We start from the raw sequence: 15,518 nt of genomic DNA, 5'->3' as shown, positions 1-15,518 counted from the left end.
TGCGGCATTTGGGCCCGATTGATGCGGCCGCACATCTTGTCTGACGAGGCGCACAGGATTGCCTTCGGCTTTTCACCGCCTGACGACCCGTACTTTGCAACGCGCTTGAGGGATAGGTTGGGCGAACGGGGGGCGGACGCCCCGCCGGTCAAGGACTGAGCGGCAGCAGCGCGCCGGGCAAGCCGCGGATCAGGTCGGCTTCGGGACATGCCGCGGCGAACGCAAGGCGAATGCGGTTCGTGGTCTCGACCACACGGGCAGCGAGTTTCAAGAGACGAAGACGCAGCGTCGCGAACTCGGCAGCGGCCAATTCCCGGGCTTTGGGAATGGCGTCGCGCACGGTCAGCATCAGCCAATAAGCGGCCGTATGGAGCACGAGACGGACCTGGTTGGCGAGCGCCGAACGGCAGCTGGTGCGGTCGGAGGCGAGCTGTGTCTTATGCAGCTTGATCAGATTCTCGGCTTGGCCGCGCGCGCAATACAGGCTGTCGTAGATCCACTCGGCCGAGCCGACATCGAGGCTGGTGACGACGAAACGGATGTCGAGGCCGAGCATCGTCGCCTCAATACGGGCGACGGTGCGGCGTTCGCGATCCCAGGACTTTGCCTTATGGCGGGTCTCGGTATAGCCACGCAGAACCGGCAGGGGTACCGTCAAGTTAACGAATTGGAGCGGCGGAGGGGGTAGACGAGCGGCATGCGGACTGCCAAGGACCCTCTTTATCGCCGCCATCGCTTCCCACCGGAAGTGATCAGCTATGCCGTTTGGTTGTATTTCGGTTTCCCTTAAGCTTGCGCATGGTCGAGGAAATGCTGGCGGCGCGTGGCATTGGCGTGACCTATGAAACCGTGCCCCAGTGGGGACGGAAATTCGGCAAGCCGTTCTCCGATCGGATCCGCCAGCGCGCTCCCGCCCGCGGTGACAAATGGCATCTGGACGAGGTCGTTATCTCGATCGCGGGCGAACAACATTGGCTCTGGCGCGCTGTCGACCAGAATGGTTTCGTTCTCGACGTCTTGATCCAGCGTCGAAGAGACGCGCGCTGCGCAGCGGCTCATGAAGAAGCTCTTGAAATCCGCCGGCACGCCGCCGCGCGTTATGATCACGGATAAGCTGCGTTCGTACGGCGCTGCGAGGGCGAAGATGGGCTTACACGTCGAACATCGCCAGCACAAAGCTCTCAACAATCGGGCCGAGAATTCTCATCAGCCGACGCGGCGACGCGAGCGGATCATGACGCGCTTCAAATCGTCCCGTCAGGCTCAACGGTTTCTGTCCGTTCACGATCAGGTCGCGAACCTTTTCCACATCCCCTATCCCGGAGCCGCCACCGCCGACTTCCGTCGTGCTTCGCGCGAGCGAGCCTTTGCGACTTGGCGCGAGATCTCCATGACAAGCGCTATCGCCGACTCTCGACCTCTGAGAATCGCCTCCTTCGGCTCGGCGGTCGATTAAGTTGACGATGCCGTGCCAGGACACACCGTGATCAAACAGACGTCAAGCGCCAATTAAAGCGCCGCAGAGCTGCGCTTACGATCAGCGTCGAACCGATGAGTTTGAATCACCAATGTCATCTGGTGGCGCCTGCATCGGCGCGATCGATGACCCAGGCCACCATGTAGCCCTTGGCCTGCTCAGCCTCCACGTGCATCGGCGATCTGTTCTTCTTGCCCGGCGGAATCCTGAATATCCGAGTGCTCGAGCATGGCCTTGCCCATGTCATGGATAGGCACGAAGGCCTCAGACTCCGCGTTGCCCGAACCGACGATGGTCTACGTCTGACAATCGGACCTTCCGTGGCCGAACGCCTCGTGGAGGAGATCGATCTTGTCGGAATGACCGGCCTAGAATGCCGGCCTTACCGCAAGAACGACCAGGCGTTTGTCGAACAGAAGAACGGAGCCGTGGTCCGAGAGATGGTCGGTTACATTCACGCGCGTATGGTAGTTTTCAATGCGCCGTTTTCTTACAACCTTACGACCTTAGATTTGAAGATCGCTCTCGCGAGTTTTGGTCTGCATCTCTTTGAGCCGTGTCAACTCCGTTTCGCAAGGCTGGGCTGTCTCGGTCAGCTCAGCGCTTCCATGCTTGACAGCCCGTACGTCTTAAGGGCCCCTCCAGCTTTGCTCCGATAAAGCGACGCGAGCGCCAAAGCGGGACCCAATCGCCTCTTTCAATTGGCATTGCCGGAATGCCGGCTATCCTGTAAACGGGCCGCGCACCGTTGCCGGCCGTCTTTGAGCGGTCGCCCGCAGCGGGGCCTGTAGCTCAATGGTTAGAGCCGGCCGCTCATAACGGTCTGGTTGCAGGTTCGAGTCCTGCCGGGCCCACCAGTGAGTTCAAATTGTGCTGTGAGGCCACTTTTAGAACGACTCGATTTGGGCCTTTAGAGCGACTCGATTTCGTTTTAAGAACGACTCGATTTCACATCCTTCTGACGGTGTTGACGAATTTGGCTCCGTTTTTCTCGCCGATCCTTGAGCGCAGAAAAACCGAGGGGGGTCCTTCCGCGCCCGTGTCGGTCCGCGGACTACGGAAGAGTGACTCGATTAGCGGCGACCTACGGCTTTGATGTTGACCGGTCATTCTCTGGAGCAAACTGCGTCGTCAGTCGCTTGAGGTTCGACATCAACTGGTCACGGACCTCGTCCTGGCCCATGCTCCACAGTTCAGCGAGCATCGGTTCGGTTTTCGCCACGTCCCAAGGAAAGAGCGAGCGCCCCTCTGCCTGCGCGAAAGGCCCATCTGACTCGGTCAACATTCGTTCGCGCGGCATTAGTGCAGCCAACCCGCGACCTCGTTCGCCGTTGAGCATGGCCGGACCGACGCTGAACCAGCAACCTTGGTCAATCGCCCGCTGCAGTTCGCGGCGCGATCCCGAAAACCAATGGAGCACGGAGATGCCGGAATCGGGCCGCGAGGCCAGTGCATCGAGGACGGGGCCTGCTGCGCGGCGGCTATGTACCGTCATGATGCGACCGCCGGCCGATCCGCACATTCGCAGGATATTGTCGAACACCCGACACTGCGTGTCCCACGTTGCCTTCAGTTCAGGGCCGCCGTCGAGGCCGATCTCGCCGACGTATCTTGTTCGCGGCAACAAATCTTCAAACAGCGCGAGTTCGCTCCGGCGTTCGTGAGCAAGCTGCGGATGCAGACCGAGCGCGGTGCGAATACGGGAGGCTCCCTCGGCGAGTGCGGCTGTCCCGGTCCAAGCCGACGGCGTAGTCGTCACGGACAGAACGAACAGATTGCGCTCGACGCACTCCTTCGTCGTCGCTTGAGGATCCGGATAGAGGTCGAGATGCGCATGTAGATCGATCACTTAACACCGTATTTCGCATGCAGATGCCCGAGTTCGGCGAGCCCCCGACGTAGCATATCCCGCAGTGCCTCGCGATTCTCGATTCGCGGCCATGACAGTGCGCTCCCAAGCCACTCTTCGAACCCCCCATTTTGTGCGGCGGCCAGAGCCATGCCGACAGAACGAACGTCGTCGAAGCCCGCGTGCTGCTCGTCGTCGCGACCGATATCTTCAAAGACGTACTGGGTCAGATCCGGTTGCCCCCAGGCGAGGAAGGCGGATCTTCGAACTTGGCAAGGTACGCATCGGCCGCAGTGGCTATATTTGAATTTCTGAAATCGACCGCAACTCGTCGAACGCACGGCCAATGTGCGCAGCAACGGCTGATTGTTGCATTCCTTCAGCATCTCTCCCTTCGTCTTGTTGGCGTAGGGAGTGCAGAGCGCCGCCCGGATGCCAGCGGCGTCGAGAAGATCCTGAAACAACGCCAGGAACTGGGGATGCGCCGTTCGTGTGCTCAGGCTTCCGATCCGGCTTCCGGTCAGCGGTGGATTTATCGCGATGAACCCGTTTTCGCAGACATATAGGGGAATGGCCGCTCCCTCCTGATAGGGCGCCAGGGCCGTCGCGACGAGAACTCCGAAGGCGAGAAATATGATCGAACGGGCGCGCTGCGAGGTATCCTTCGGTTTTGGTACGACCGCATTGTCGTTGAGCTGTATGTGTCTCAGACCGCCTGCGATCGCATGCGCGAACTCTTCCTGCTTCTCAGAGTCACCGCGCACGATCTTACTGATGAGGAGGGGCAGCGTGCCGGCAGCAGCGAGGTCAATCGTTCCGATCAGACTGTCGAGGCCGCCCGATAACAGCGCGACGCAATCCTGCGGCGGCCGGACCACACGCGCCGGCTGGGGAGCTGCCGCTCCGCCCGCGATGAAGCGCAAGCTCCATCTGTCGGTCGTCAAGAACGCCAGCGCATCGGCGATCAACGGCGCAACTCCATTCCAGAAGCCCGGTTCGGTCACCGCGATCTCCAGATCGAATTCGCGAGTCCATCCATCCGGACTTTGGGTTCGCAGCCCGGCGGCATCCGCCACCATGACCGAGTTGGAGATGGAAAGGAGATCCCATGCGCGCCTATCGGGAGCAAACCGTTCTTTCCGGACGTCGCCGCGTAAAGCGGCGCCTACGCTCGCTCGACCAGGGACGCCTGCCTGGCCGTACAGCACTACCCTGAGCGTGCCCGCCTCATCGAAGCGGCCGACGTCCGCCGGAGCGCACAACAGCCTCATTCTTCGTATCCTTCGAATACCTCGAACGTATCCCGAAGCGCCGCTTGCACAACGCTCGCAACGCGTCCCGTCGTAAGGGTTCGCCCCTGGTCCCTCAACCGCCGGAAAGCCGCCGCTACGGATTCCGCGATGTACGCCCGCATCTGCTTCAACCGGGACATTGCGACCGTTGCGGTCGGGGCCCGTTCGAGAAGGTGCTTGCCAACGTCGAGTTCGAAGCGCCGGGCGACATCGATGGCGGTGAATTTTTCGATGACGAACTCACGTTCGACGTCCGACAGATTGAGCAGGTCGGCTTCCGGAAACTCCTTCAGCAATTCCGACATTGCGTCGTGCATGGCGGCACGCTCCGCTTCGGCATCCTGAGTTCCGTCGACCGGCCTGACCGCCTCGATGATTGCGGTCGCTATCTCTTCCGTCGACCGCCCGGCCAGTACGGCCGCGTCGATCGGCGCGTCGGCGGCGCCTGAGGCGGTCGAGTAAAGCGTGTAGCCGAGCGAACCAGCGGTTTGTGCAGTGGCACCAAACCTCTGGGTCGCTGGATTCGAACCGCCGTACCCGTTGCGGATATAGTGCCCAAGCCCGCGTCTCAGATCACGCGCGTCACCAGAGCGCGCAAAGTCTCCCAGACTGGCACGGGTGCCGCCGAATCGCTTCTCGGGAGCGATGGGCGACGGCTGCAGCAGCGGCGGCACTGCGGGCGGTGCAGCAGAAACCGGGGGCACTTGGTCCGGAGGCGCGCCGTCGGGCGGTACATCCGGCTGTTCGTTGGGAAGCTCCGGAGGAGGTGGCACCGGATCCTGGGGCGCGGCCGGCGTCCAAGGCGGCACCAACGGGACGCCCGGGCCCGGGCCCCCGCTAGACTGCGACGTTCCCATTCGCCCTCGTCTTGTTGATGGCGTTCTTCACGGGTTTAGAAACGTCGCCCGACGAACCCCACACCTCAAGAAGCGACGCCGCCCAAGGGCGGTCGCTGATCTTCGGCACGATGCTAGGCTGAATCTGCTGGTGAGGGCGCGCCTCGAGGAACGCCGCCAAACGCGGTCCCTGGACCGGATCGGCATCGGCGAGCGCAATGCAGGCCGTAAGTATTTGCGGCGCGCCCCACTCCTGTTCCTTGCGGGCGCGCTCGAGAAGTCGATCCATAATCACTGTGGTTTCGATCCGGGGCACCCGGACCAGGCGGTCCCTCAACCGAGCTGACATTTCCGGATGTTCGAGCATCGCCGCGAGAAGTTCGGCGCCGTCGGAGGACAGGCGATCTTCAGGAGTGATCAGCGGCGCATGCTCGCGGCTGACGTAAAGAGCCCCGCGGAGATCGACGTCATGCAACGGCGGCGAAAGCGCCAGCCATTCGCGCACGAAGTCGCCGGTCCACGGATCCTTCGTCTCCAGGTCGCGACCGGCGGCCGCTGCCTCCTCCCAGTCCTTCAGGAACGCGGGCTTTCCTTCCGCGTCCGTCGTCACATTCTTGACGAGCTCGGCATAGGCTTTGGCGTCGCCGATGCGCTCGAACAGAAGGAGCTTAGCGAGGACCGCCTCATCCACGCCCACACCCTGCGCCTTGGAGATGGTCATGCGGATCGATAGCGCGTTCAGGAAGCGCTTGATCAGGCGGGGATTGCCGACAATTCCGGACGCCGTTGTCATGAGCGAAGACAGCCGCTCGGCAGTGTCGAGTTGCCCGACCAGCGATCCCGGTAAGCCGATGTCAAGCGAGTTGACGAACGCGCGGTCCACCTTCTTGCCCTGCCAAGTGCTCTTCAGTTGACGGATCACGGCGGCGCGAATCTTCTCCTTGTCGGGCTCGGGCAGGTCGCTGTTGTCCACGAATAGCAGCATCATGTATGCGCGGACCTCCTGCGTGCCGAGTTGCGGCACGCGGATCGGAACCTGGATCAGCTTGTCGAAGTAGTTCGTTACCATCAAGTCATTTTCGAAGCCCGCGAAGTGCTTGCGGACTGCGTGCTTGATCATGTCGTTGTCCGCAGCGATGACGAAGGCGGTGTTCTTGAGGAATAGGAAGAGGCGGATGGCTTCGAGCGTCGAGATCGTTGTCTCGGGCAGGCAGCGGTCGAGATCGTCGATCAACACGACAAGCGTGATACCGAGTTCTTCAAGGGTTTGCTCGAGCGTGTCGCGCAGAGCCTGAATTTCCTTCGGAGGAGACGTTTCCTCCTTCGGTTTTAGAAGCTCGCCGCCTTCCTTGACGGCATCGCCGACGGCCTTCTTCGCCGCATCGGCATCGCTCTTCCCGAAGCCCTCGCTCCACATCTTTCTGCCGAGTTCGAAGAACTCGCCGGCGGCCCCGACCGGCGGAACGCCGAAATAGATCGAAGCCGCCGACGTCGTTGCGAGCTTCGCCACCCGCAGCCACTTCACCCGCTTAGCAAGAGCGGCAACCTTTTCGAGCGCTGTCTCGCGGCTTTCGGCCTCGTTCGCAAGCTTGTCCGCAATGACGTCCATTAGGGCGGCGCGCGCATCGTCGTACCCTTGGTAGAGCCACGCGTTGAATTCGACAAAGACGTATTTGTCGAGGCCCTTTTTCCCGCTCTTGTCCTCGCGGGCAGCTACTGCGGAGCGGGTCAACTTGATCATCGACGACTTGCCGATGCCCCAGGCACCGGACACGCCGATCGAGATCGGGCGGCCCTTCGCTTGGACAATGATCTCGGCCACAGTCTCCGCAACGCCAGAGAAGTTCAGGAAATCACGTTCGGTCTCGTTATCAGCCCACATGTAGCCCCACCCGCGCATCCCAGCGGTTGTAATTGTGCCGGTTCCAGATGCCTAAAATTTAACTTATCGTCCAGATATAGTGGTCTTTGGGGCCATTTCCAGCAAATGTTGCGTTTTTTCCCTGCAACCATATGTAGAGCTATTGAAACTCCCGCGCTGCGAGTGGTCTGTAGAAAACGTAGTGATTTCAATTAACTGGGATTTGCAAATGGCAGACGATCTGCTCAACGACACGAAGACCTACCCGGGCATGGCACACTGGTTCGATCCAGTGCTGTTGCTCCAGTTACTGAACAACGTCGTTGTGTCGTCCATATTTGGACAGTACGCGGACAGGCGATTGGTGATCGCCGCTCTCGATACCGTGCCACCCGAGGAGCACTCGAAGCGGGCGGAGGACTTCCGTTCACGCCTCAAGACGGACCAGCATGGCGGTGTATGGATCGACTGGGTCGCCGACCTCGGTGACGGCTTCGACAGCACCTACGCGGTAGCGAGCCTGCTCGCCAGTAAGGATCTGAAAATCGGCGAGACTCTCCTGCCGCGCGGCCAGGCGCTCATCATGGGCGGTGATGAAGTCTACCCCAAGGCGACACGGGAGGCTTATGCGAATCAGCTAAGGCAACCCTATGCGTGGGCGGCTCCCGATCCAGACAGGAAGAACGACGATGGCAGACCGCTGCTCGCAATACCCGGCAACCACGATTGGTACGACGGTCTCGTCCTCTTCCTCGCGCTTTTCTGCAAAGAGAAGCCGTGGCATGTCGGCGCGTGGCGCTCCTACCAGCGCCGCAGCTACTTCGCCGTCCGACTAACCGAGACATGGTGGCTTTGGGCGACTGACATCCAACTCGCCGACGACATGGACGGGCCACAGGCTGATTACTTCAAGCAAATCGCTACCGCCATGCCAGAGAATTCCAGGATCATCTTGTGCAGCGCCGAGCCCGGCTGGCTGTACACCGATAGCAATCGCAAATCCTGGGAGATCATGGAGTATGCCGCCGGCATCGCGATAAACGCCGGACGCGGACATACCATTCCGGTGCTGCTATCAGGCGATACCCATCACTACAGCCGCTACGTGGGCAAAGACGGCCGCCAGTACGTCACGTCCGGCGGGGGAGGTGCCTTCCTGCACCCGACACATCAACTCTCTCAGGATGTCTCGGTAAACTTCATCAACCATCGCGAGGATCTGAAGCTCGGTACGATGCCAGACCCCGAGCATCCGGAGAAGACGACCGCCGCTGCCTATCCATCATTCTCGACGAGCAGGTGGCTCACGTTGCGCAACGCGTTCTTCGCCTTCACGAACTGGGACTTCTCTTTGCTGATGGGCGGCATCTACTTCCTGTTCGCATTGCTGATCTCGTTGCGGGACCAGCCCGACATCTACGCGCTGATCGCAGCCATTTTCGGCGCGTCCTTGATCGGCTACACGTTCAAACAGGAGGTTTCCCGGAAATTCAAGATATGGGCCTCTGCCGCCGTGCATGCGGCCGCCCACGCTTTCGTTCTGATCTACGCGGCGCGCTACGCGATCGCATTCAACAACGCGCACTTCGCTTGGAGCGGTGAATGGTGGGAGATTTGGAAATGGTTCGGTCTTCTGGCCATGGAGATGGTGCCCGTCGGCTTCCTTGTCGGGAGCACACTGTTCGGGCTAAATATGCTCATCACGTGCCTGCTGCTCAGAATGAATCGCAACGACGCCTTCAGTTCACTCCGGATCGGCGCCTACAATAATTTCTTGCGCTTCCGGCTGACCGAGGATGGGTTCGACATGTACGTGGTAGGGCTCGAGAGCGTTCCTAAGCGGAGGGACTGGATCGCCAACAAGAAGCACGACAAGAACCGACCCGACCCGGAGATTCCGGTATTTGTCCCAACCCACGATCTCAAACCACATCTTGTCGAGAAGATTTCGATTAGCTTTGCACGAAAGCGGGCCGACGCGGCGGTGCTTTGAGCAAAGTACCGCCGACAAGGAGTTTCCCCAACACGGCTAACCTTCGCGACCGAACTCAGAAGTTGGTGCCGGATCCAACGCCTCTTGCTCCATGTGGCGCACATCTGACCCGAATGCCAACCACTCCGCCAAGGCGCGGATCTCGCTGTCTGACTTTGCGATGGAGGCCAAACTCGGATCCGCATCGGCCGGATGACCTGATTGCTTCGCCAACTCCTCACTCATCAGGTGCGGACGGGGGCCGCGTGGAAGGCTCTCCTCGAGGTACCGGAAAATTCGCACTCCGCCGGCATCCACGTCACCCCAGTGAAGGAACGGCACGTCGTCCGGCACGCTCGTCAGGACCTTCGACAGAAGCTCGACGACCCCCGCCGACGGAAACCCGCCGGTGTACACGACCAGGCTGCCGTCCTCGATCTCGCGGACCTGCCGATTGAAGCTTGCGTAGTTCTCGATCGTCAGCACCGCTTTCGGCCGCTCCAAAACCGACAGTTGCGAGATCATCTCCGGATGGATTGAGGCGAAGGGCCTCGCGCGGCCATCGACCAGGCGCTCGCCGGCCCCTTTCACGACAACAGGACCTCTCAGATTTACAGGGTGACTGAAGCGCTCCAGTCCGATGTGCGCCCAGACCACGTCGGCAGCCGCGCCTGGCTGCCCGATCCGGACGCCGAGAACGGCCGCAAGTCGCGAAGCGTGCCGATCGAAGGCCTTCGCCGCCGCCATCTGGTCATGAAAGCGGCCCATCTGCTGCGCGGTCGAAAGTCTGTCGTACTCCGGAGCCGCGGACGCCGGCCGGGTGCGATCCGGATTGCGTTCGCTCCGCTCTAGCAGGCGCTCGAGGAATTGGACCCCCGCATCCGTCGTACGAACGTCGGTCATTCCGCGGCCTGGTCCTGCGGGACGGCGCCGGCCTTCTCGGCAGCAATCAACTCGGCTTTGAAGACGTCAAAGCCCTTGCGATACGGATCCGCGTCAGCAATCGCCTGGCGAGCCATCTCCGTCGGGTATTCGGTGTCGATCATGACCTGGTTGCCCAAGCGGTTCACGTTGACGACCGTTTCGACGACCTCCATGAACACGTGCCGCTTCTCGTCCGGCGTGGCCAGCATGACCTGGAGACCCAAGTCCCGCATGAATTCAGAGCACTGGCCAATTGCCTTGGTATCCAAGCGATTGAAGGCCTCGTCGAAGATGGCGAGCGACAGTCCGCTCTCGCCGGTGCGCCGGTTCTGGTACGTCGCGGCCAATGAGGCGCCGATGGCGATATAGAACGGCAACTGGCCCTCGCCGCCGGATCCCGTGCCGGCGCGGCTCGTCAACGACGAGCGGATCTTACCATCGGCATCCTGGATGTAGAGCTCGAAGTTGAAATACTTGCGCGGATCCTCGATTTCCTCGGTCCGCGCGTCCGGCTTCGACAGGATCTCCTCGATCTGACGCACGGCGCGCATCATCGGAGAACTCGCATCCTCGCTACGATCCCCGAAAAGCGGCAGATTGAATTCAGGCTTTCTTGATTCCTCGACGAGCTCGATCATGTCGACGTGGGTCGGGGCCTCGAGCGCCTTGAACGAGTAGTAGTCGCGCCCGTGGAACTGGCGGTCCTTCAGGTGGCGGTTGAGCTCGTTCAGGGTGGACTTGATGCCGGTGAAGGCATCGTCGAGCCGATGGAGAAGGTCGTCCCGGAATGCCGAGGTCATCTCCGTCTCAGCGTTCCGACACTGCTCCGCGTACTGGACCAATTCATGCCCATCCAATCGGTCCTTTTCGGCGACCGCCCACTGCTCGACGGCCGACGGCGTCGCCTCCTCGGCGGTGAACGGCGGCACGAGATAGAAGTCCTGCCCGTGCTTGTTCACGGCGCCCGTCATTTCCCTCATCAGGGTGGAGCGCCGGTTGGTAGAACGGTTTTCACGGTCCGCCGTCAGCCCAGCGATGCGGTCCGACAAGGACTGAGCCGCCATTTCGGCCACCTTCGACCGGTAGTCGCTCATCTCCCTCGATTGCGGGAATCCGTCCAGCAGCTGGCGCGCGCGGGCGCGACGTGCCACCGCCAGGACTTCACGATTGTTCTTCATGTAGTCTTCATACGCGCCCTCGGCCCTGTCTTTCGCGCTGTGTGCCCGGGTCGACGCATCCTGTGTCTCGGTCTTGAGCCGGTTTGCCGTCTTGACCTCCGCGGCTAGGCGCTCCAGATCGGCAACGAGCTTGGGATCGCGATTCCGCTTGGCGTCTTCGATATTTTTGCCGATTTCCGCCAGCTTGCGATCGAAAGCAGCCAATTCCTCGCCGCATCCAAAGCAGGTCAGGCCAGAGTCGCGGATGGCCTGGAATTGCGCGAACATGGCTTCGAACAGCCGTGCCTCATCCTCCGCGCGCCGGACATCTCCCGCCGATCCAGCAAGTTGCTGGAGCAATTGCTGCCGTTCGGCCTGAAGCTGTTGGCGCATCTGCTCCTTCCGACCGTCGACTTGCGCGATTTCGAGCAATCTCTCGTCGAGATTCCCGACGAAGAAGCCTTCGACTTCGTGGTTGGTCTCGTTCACCCTGACCCTAGCCGTAAGCAGGCTGCGCGCAAGCTTCTCCCCGCGGAGTACCATGACCTCTCGAATTCCGCGCTGTTCGACGCCATCGTCGCAATGGCGTTCTGCCTTGCAGATCGCGACGCGCGGTTCAGGGTCAGCGTGAAGTACCTCGCAGGGCTAACACCGGACATGCTCAGCACGACAGGCAGGGCGATCATAGGCGGACAAGCCGGCTTCGATACACTGTGCGAACGGTTGAGACATGTAAACGGCACCCGAGCCGGCCATCACGGCCGCATCAAAGAGCTGGGACATTTGGCTGGGCTTTCGACGTCGGAGTCGCCCCTCGATCCTCAGATCAGGTCGATCTTGCTAGAGAAGATCGAAACGAACATCGCAAATGCCGTCGAGGCGGAGTCTCTTGAAACTCGCTGCCCGTGTGGTCGAGACCACGAGCCGCATTCGCCTTGCGTTCGCCGCGGCATGTCCCGAAGCCGACCTGATCCGCGGCTTGCCCGGCGCGCTGCTGCCGCTCAGTCCTTGACCGGCGGGGCGTCCGCCCCCCGTTCGCCCAACTTATCCCTCAAGCGCGTTGCAAAGTACGGGTCGTCAGGCGGTGAAAAGCCGAAGGCAATCCTGTGCGCCTCGTCAGAGCAGATGTGCGGCCACATCAATCGGACTAGAAAAACGCACTCTCACGAATAGGACGGGCTAAACTGTCACATGTTGTGTCACTCAGCACTCGATTCACGCCCCTTGCTTGACTCGGTTATGAGGGGCCTTCAGTCTGGTTATCGGTAGCGCCGAAAGGCGTATCAAGGGAATACGGTGCGTCCTCACGGACAAGGCCGAAGCTGCCCCCGCAACTGTAAGCGGCGAGCCGACGACAGTTGGGCCATTGGGTTCGTTCGTTCGAACCTGGGAAGGTGGTCGGAGGCGTCAACCCGCGAGCCAGGAAACCTTGCTGCCGGTCGTGGTCATGGACTGACGCAGGGGCGGGGTGCTCCAAGACGTTGCAAAGCCGATCGAGATCTGCCGCATTCGGGGCGAACGGCTGCCGCTCACGGCGAATGTGCGTGACGGCTTTTTGTTTCGCCCGTGGTCATCACCGTTTTCATTTCAAACGTAGTAGCCGTGCCGGCGCGAGTTTCGGCGTCAACTTCAATCCTGCTCAAACAGCGCTGGCTGTCCGGGTCAGCATTGACGCTAGGAATCGTGCTGGCCTCGATCGCCGCAGCGGGATCGGCGTCCGCACAGCCTCCGCAACTGCTCAATCCGTGATTGTCTCCTCGGCCAATCCGTGGGGCAACACCGTCACCGCGGCAGCAGCAGCGGCGCGAGCGCGTACGCCTCTGGTACGTGGCCGCGACCCGGGCGCGCGACCTGCTGATCCTGCCTAGGCACTCCGCCGACCTGTCGGACAAGTGCTGGGCAAAGCTCGTCGATTTGGGCCTGGCTGGTCTCCCGGCGATCAACCCGAACGACGTCGGCACCGCGAAGGAAAGGAACGTCACGCCGCTAGAGAACGGGCAGACCCGCGAGACCTTCGCCGCCGAGGCGACCGCTATCTTCGATGTGCGCAAGACCGTGATCTGGCGTCGCCCGAGCCGGAGCGAACTTGATCAGGTGGACGAGCCAGAAGCGAAGATCGAAAGCGGGGAAATTCCGGAAACCGGCGCTGCGGAGCCTGCTGCCGTTCTCAGAAGTTCGACGCGTGGCACCATCCTTCACAAGCTAATCGAGGAGGTGCTGACCGGAGAAGCCTGCGACGCCAGGGCGGACTTGAAACGCGGGCTGCGGAACTGATCCGGCAGATGGGGCACGAACCGGCGGAGGATCCGAAGATGGGCATCAGCGCCGTCGAACTGACCGCCACGGTGCTGCGGACGCTCGCTCTTCCGGACGTCGTGACGCCGCGACCGCGTCTCGCCCCCGAGCTCCCGTTGTTCGGAAGCCAGACTCACGAAGGCGGCAAGGTCCTGCTCTCCGGACAGGTTGACGCGATCGCGTTCGACGAGGCCGGCGCCATCGACGCGGTCGTCGATTGGAAGAGCGACGTGGCTCCGGATGCGCCGAGCATCGGCCACTACAGACAGCAGATCGCCGACTATCGGAAGCAGACGAACCTAAGCGGGACAGGTCGTCGATGTGACTTGAGCCCCCGCGGCTGCTGCTCAGGATCCAAGCGCCGTCTCTGCCGGCCTGGTCTACCTTGCCGAGCTGCGGTTGCTCACGCTTGGCTGAGATCGAATCTGAAAGTTCTCCGCAGTTTCACGGATTTCGAAATTGATCGGTCCAGGTCGCCCGTCCGGAGTTCGGGCCCACAGGTATGCGGAGCCTTCATCCAGCACGATCGACTCGACCGAGAAGCCTGCACGCTTAACCAATCCGGCGAGATCGTCCGGCGGGATGAGGCCGTAGAAGGAATGGCCCCTAAGCGAGTCCATGAGGAAGCCGTTGCCGTATGGTTGACAATTCGGGAGATTCTGCATCCTTGTAAAATCAGAATTGCGATAGAGCGTCACAAACAAGCAAGTGCCGTTTGGCTTTAGCTTAGCTCTCATCAGTTGAACGATGCCAAGTCTCACGCTTGCCGATGGGATCACAGAAAGAACGTTTATGCAGAAGCCGCGGTCGTATCTCCGGTCATGGGAGGCAAACTGACCCACGGTGAGGGCGTGGACGTGATTTGATTTGCCGACGTAATCGCGGATGGTGGTCGAACGACCGCGGATCATTTGACCCCTTGAAAGCTGCACTTCCGAATCCACCAACGCAAGTTCGCCGGTGGTTTTGGCTATTGCCCGTTCGTAACGCAGTTTGCCGCAGCCAAAGTCGAAGCTGGAATGAATTGGCTCGAGACGCGAGATCAGCTTCTTAAGATAGGCCCAACTCTGTGTTTCCGGCTTGGCTGCGTTTTCGCTCCGGACGATGATATCCTTCCCGATCTTGTACCACATCAGATGGCCGCCTCTGTGAATGCTTGGCGGTTGCCTGCACTTGCCTCGGCATTCCCGGCTATCTGTTGGATCTGGGGATCCGCCCTTCGTTCCAGCAATCCATACCGAAGATGCATAAATAGAAGCGCGGCCATCGAGGCGGTCCAAAAAATGATCAGAAACCAAGCTGCCCTGGCGAAGGCGGATAAGACCGCGAAGCCTGTGAGTATGAAGAGCCACTCCAAGGCAACCCAATATGTGCCAAGCCTCCAATGCGCTTTCGATGTCGTGCTTGTCGACGAGCGGATGTTCGCTTCGGCTGGACGCGTATTTGTAGAACGTCGCTCTCACGAGGGGATGGCGGTCGCGTTTGAGATTTGCCACCTGACGGGCCGACATCTGCGCACCCGACATGACAGCCAGAGGGAGAAGGATGTTAGCGCGGTCGAACCTCGCCCTGATATTAAATATGTCCGAAATCCGATCATGGAATCGGGTGACCCTGCTGAAGATGAGCACCAGCAAAGCAAGCGCGAAGCCGCCCACGTTCACCTCAGGAGCTTTAATAGCCGTGGCGAATTCCTTGACGCCGGGCAGATGCTCAACTCGCAAGAAAAGACCGTTAATCCAAGGATCGTACCTCACCAGGAACGAGCAGGCTAAGGTCAGCCAGAAATCCGCCAAAGCGTTCTTCTAGAGCATCTCAGAATAGTTCTTCGGCCCGAAGAAGGGCATCAGAACGC

Annotated in this window: 10 protein-coding genes, 1 tRNA gene, 2 pseudogenes and 1 riboswitch; of the genes and pseudogenes, 5 read left to right on the top strand and 8 right to left on the bottom strand. The window is 60.8% G+C overall.

Annotated elements, in window-relative coordinates; translation table 11 throughout:
* Positions 1-148: 148 nt before the first annotated feature.
* A pseudogene (locus AB7008_RS07015) lies at positions 149-643 on the bottom strand (IS1380 family transposase); the annotation flags it as partial.
* Between the two features lie 54 nt (positions 644-697).
* Between AB7008_RS07015 and AB7008_RS07010 the strand changes: the two are divergent.
* Positions 698-1,456: pseudogene (locus AB7008_RS07010) on the top strand (IS6 family transposase).
* Between the two features lie 802 nt (positions 1,457-2,258).
* Positions 2,259-2,334: transfer RNA gene (locus AB7008_RS07005), tRNA-Ile, on the top strand.
* Between the two features lie 227 nt (positions 2,335-2,561).
* Here AB7008_RS07005 and qatD read toward each other — a convergent pair.
* The 4 genes from qatD to AB7008_RS06985 all read right to left on the bottom strand — a co-directional run bounded on the left by qatD (position 2,562) and on the right by AB7008_RS06985 (position 7,336).
* Complete coding sequence (qatD, locus tag AB7008_RS07000) at positions 2,562-3,326, bottom strand: Qat anti-phage system TatD family nuclease QatD (protein WP_014498022.1); 765 nt, start codon at positions 3,324-3,326, stop codon at positions 2,562-2,564.
* Positions 3,323-4,597 (bottom strand): Qat anti-phage system QueC-like protein QatC, encoded by a 1,275-nt coding sequence (gene qatC, locus AB7008_RS06995; RefSeq protein ID WP_014498023.1) that lies wholly within the window; start codon positions 4,595-4,597, stop codon positions 3,323-3,325. Before qatC ends, qatD begins: the two co-directional genes overlap by 4 nt.
* A complete protein-coding gene (qatB, locus tag AB7008_RS06990; RefSeq protein WP_224517554.1) occupies positions 4,594-5,292 on the bottom strand; it encodes a Qat anti-phage system associated protein QatB in 699 nt (232 codons plus the stop codon). The genes qatC and qatB overlap by 4 nt, the downstream gene beginning before the upstream one ends.
* Before the next feature lie 163 nt (positions 5,293-5,455).
* The gene (locus tag AB7008_RS06985; protein WP_028160578.1) at positions 5,456-7,336 is read right to left on the bottom strand and encodes a KAP family P-loop NTPase fold protein; all 1,881 of its coding nucleotides are present in this window, start codon (positions 7,334-7,336) and stop codon (positions 5,456-5,458) included.
* Between the two features lie 208 nt (positions 7,337-7,544).
* Here AB7008_RS06985 and AB7008_RS06980 point away from each other — a divergent pair, with 208 nt between their 5' ends.
* A complete protein-coding gene (locus AB7008_RS06980; RefSeq protein ID WP_028160579.1) occupies positions 7,545-9,308 on the top strand; it encodes a hypothetical protein in 1,764 nt (587 codons plus the stop codon).
* A gap of 36 nt (positions 9,309-9,344) precedes the next feature.
* On the opposite strand, the gene AB7008_RS06975 is transcribed toward AB7008_RS06980, so the two are convergent.
* Positions 9,345-10,190 carry a Wadjet anti-phage system protein JetD domain-containing protein gene (locus tag AB7008_RS06975; protein ID WP_038937275.1) on the bottom strand — a complete coding sequence of 282 codons (846 nt, stop codon included), beginning with the start codon at positions 10,188-10,190 and terminating at the stop codon, positions 9,345-9,347.
* On the bottom strand, positions 10,187-11,857 hold the full coding sequence (locus AB7008_RS06970) for an SbcC/MukB-like Walker B domain-containing protein (protein ID WP_232208741.1): 1,671 nt from the start codon (positions 11,855-11,857) through the stop codon (positions 10,187-10,189). Before AB7008_RS06970 ends, AB7008_RS06975 begins: the two co-directional genes overlap by 4 nt.
* Positions 11,858-12,257: 400 nt before the next feature.
* Here AB7008_RS06970 and AB7008_RS06965 point away from each other — a divergent pair, with 400 nt between their 5' ends.
* Together AB7008_RS06965 and AB7008_RS06960 are read left to right on the top strand one after the other, a co-directional pair.
* On the top strand, positions 12,258-12,380 hold the full coding sequence (locus AB7008_RS06965; protein ID WP_038937273.1) for a transposase: 123 nt from the start codon (positions 12,258-12,260) through the stop codon (positions 12,378-12,380).
* Positions 12,381-12,617: 237 nt separating this feature from the next.
* Positions 12,618-12,819: riboswitch (cobalamin riboswitch) on the top strand.
* Between the two features lie 376 nt (positions 12,820-13,195).
* Positions 13,196-13,642: a hypothetical protein gene (locus tag AB7008_RS06960; RefSeq protein ID WP_014498031.1), complete on the top strand. Its 447-nt coding sequence runs from the start codon at positions 13,196-13,198 to the stop codon at positions 13,640-13,642.
* 401 nt (positions 13,643-14,043) lie between these two features.
* Here the strand turns inward: AB7008_RS06960 and AB7008_RS06955 are convergent, their stop codons facing one another.
* A complete protein-coding gene (locus AB7008_RS06955) occupies positions 14,044-15,459 on the bottom strand; it encodes a hypothetical protein (RefSeq protein WP_244433119.1) in 1,416 nt (471 codons plus the stop codon).
* Between the last annotated feature and the right edge of the window lie 59 nt (positions 15,460-15,518).

The organism is Bradyrhizobium sp. 521_C7_N1_3, from assembly GCF_052075975.1.
GTDB classification, from domain to species: Bacteria; Pseudomonadota; Alphaproteobacteria; order Rhizobiales; family Xanthobacteraceae; genus Bradyrhizobium; species Bradyrhizobium japonicum.
Note: the sequence above shows the minus strand (reverse complement) of the source record. Positions and strands in the feature narration are given on the sequence as shown.

Bases quoted from the DNA above. Each gene is read 5' to 3' on its own strand.
- AB7008_RS06985 (WP_028160578.1), bottom strand. From the start codon at position 7,336: ATGTGGGCTGATAACGAGACCGAACGTGATTTCCTGAACTTCTCTGGC.
- AB7008_RS06975 (WP_038937275.1), bottom strand. From the start codon at position 10,190: ATGACCGACGTTCGTACGACGGATGCGGGGGTCCAATTCCTCGAGCGC.
- qatC (WP_014498023.1), bottom strand. From the start codon at position 4,597: ATGAGGCTGTTGTGCGCTCCGGCGGACGTCGGCCGCTTCGATGAGGCG.
- AB7008_RS06980 (WP_028160579.1), top strand. From the start codon at position 7,545: ATGGCAGACGATCTGCTCAACGACACGAAGACCTACCCGGGCATGGCA.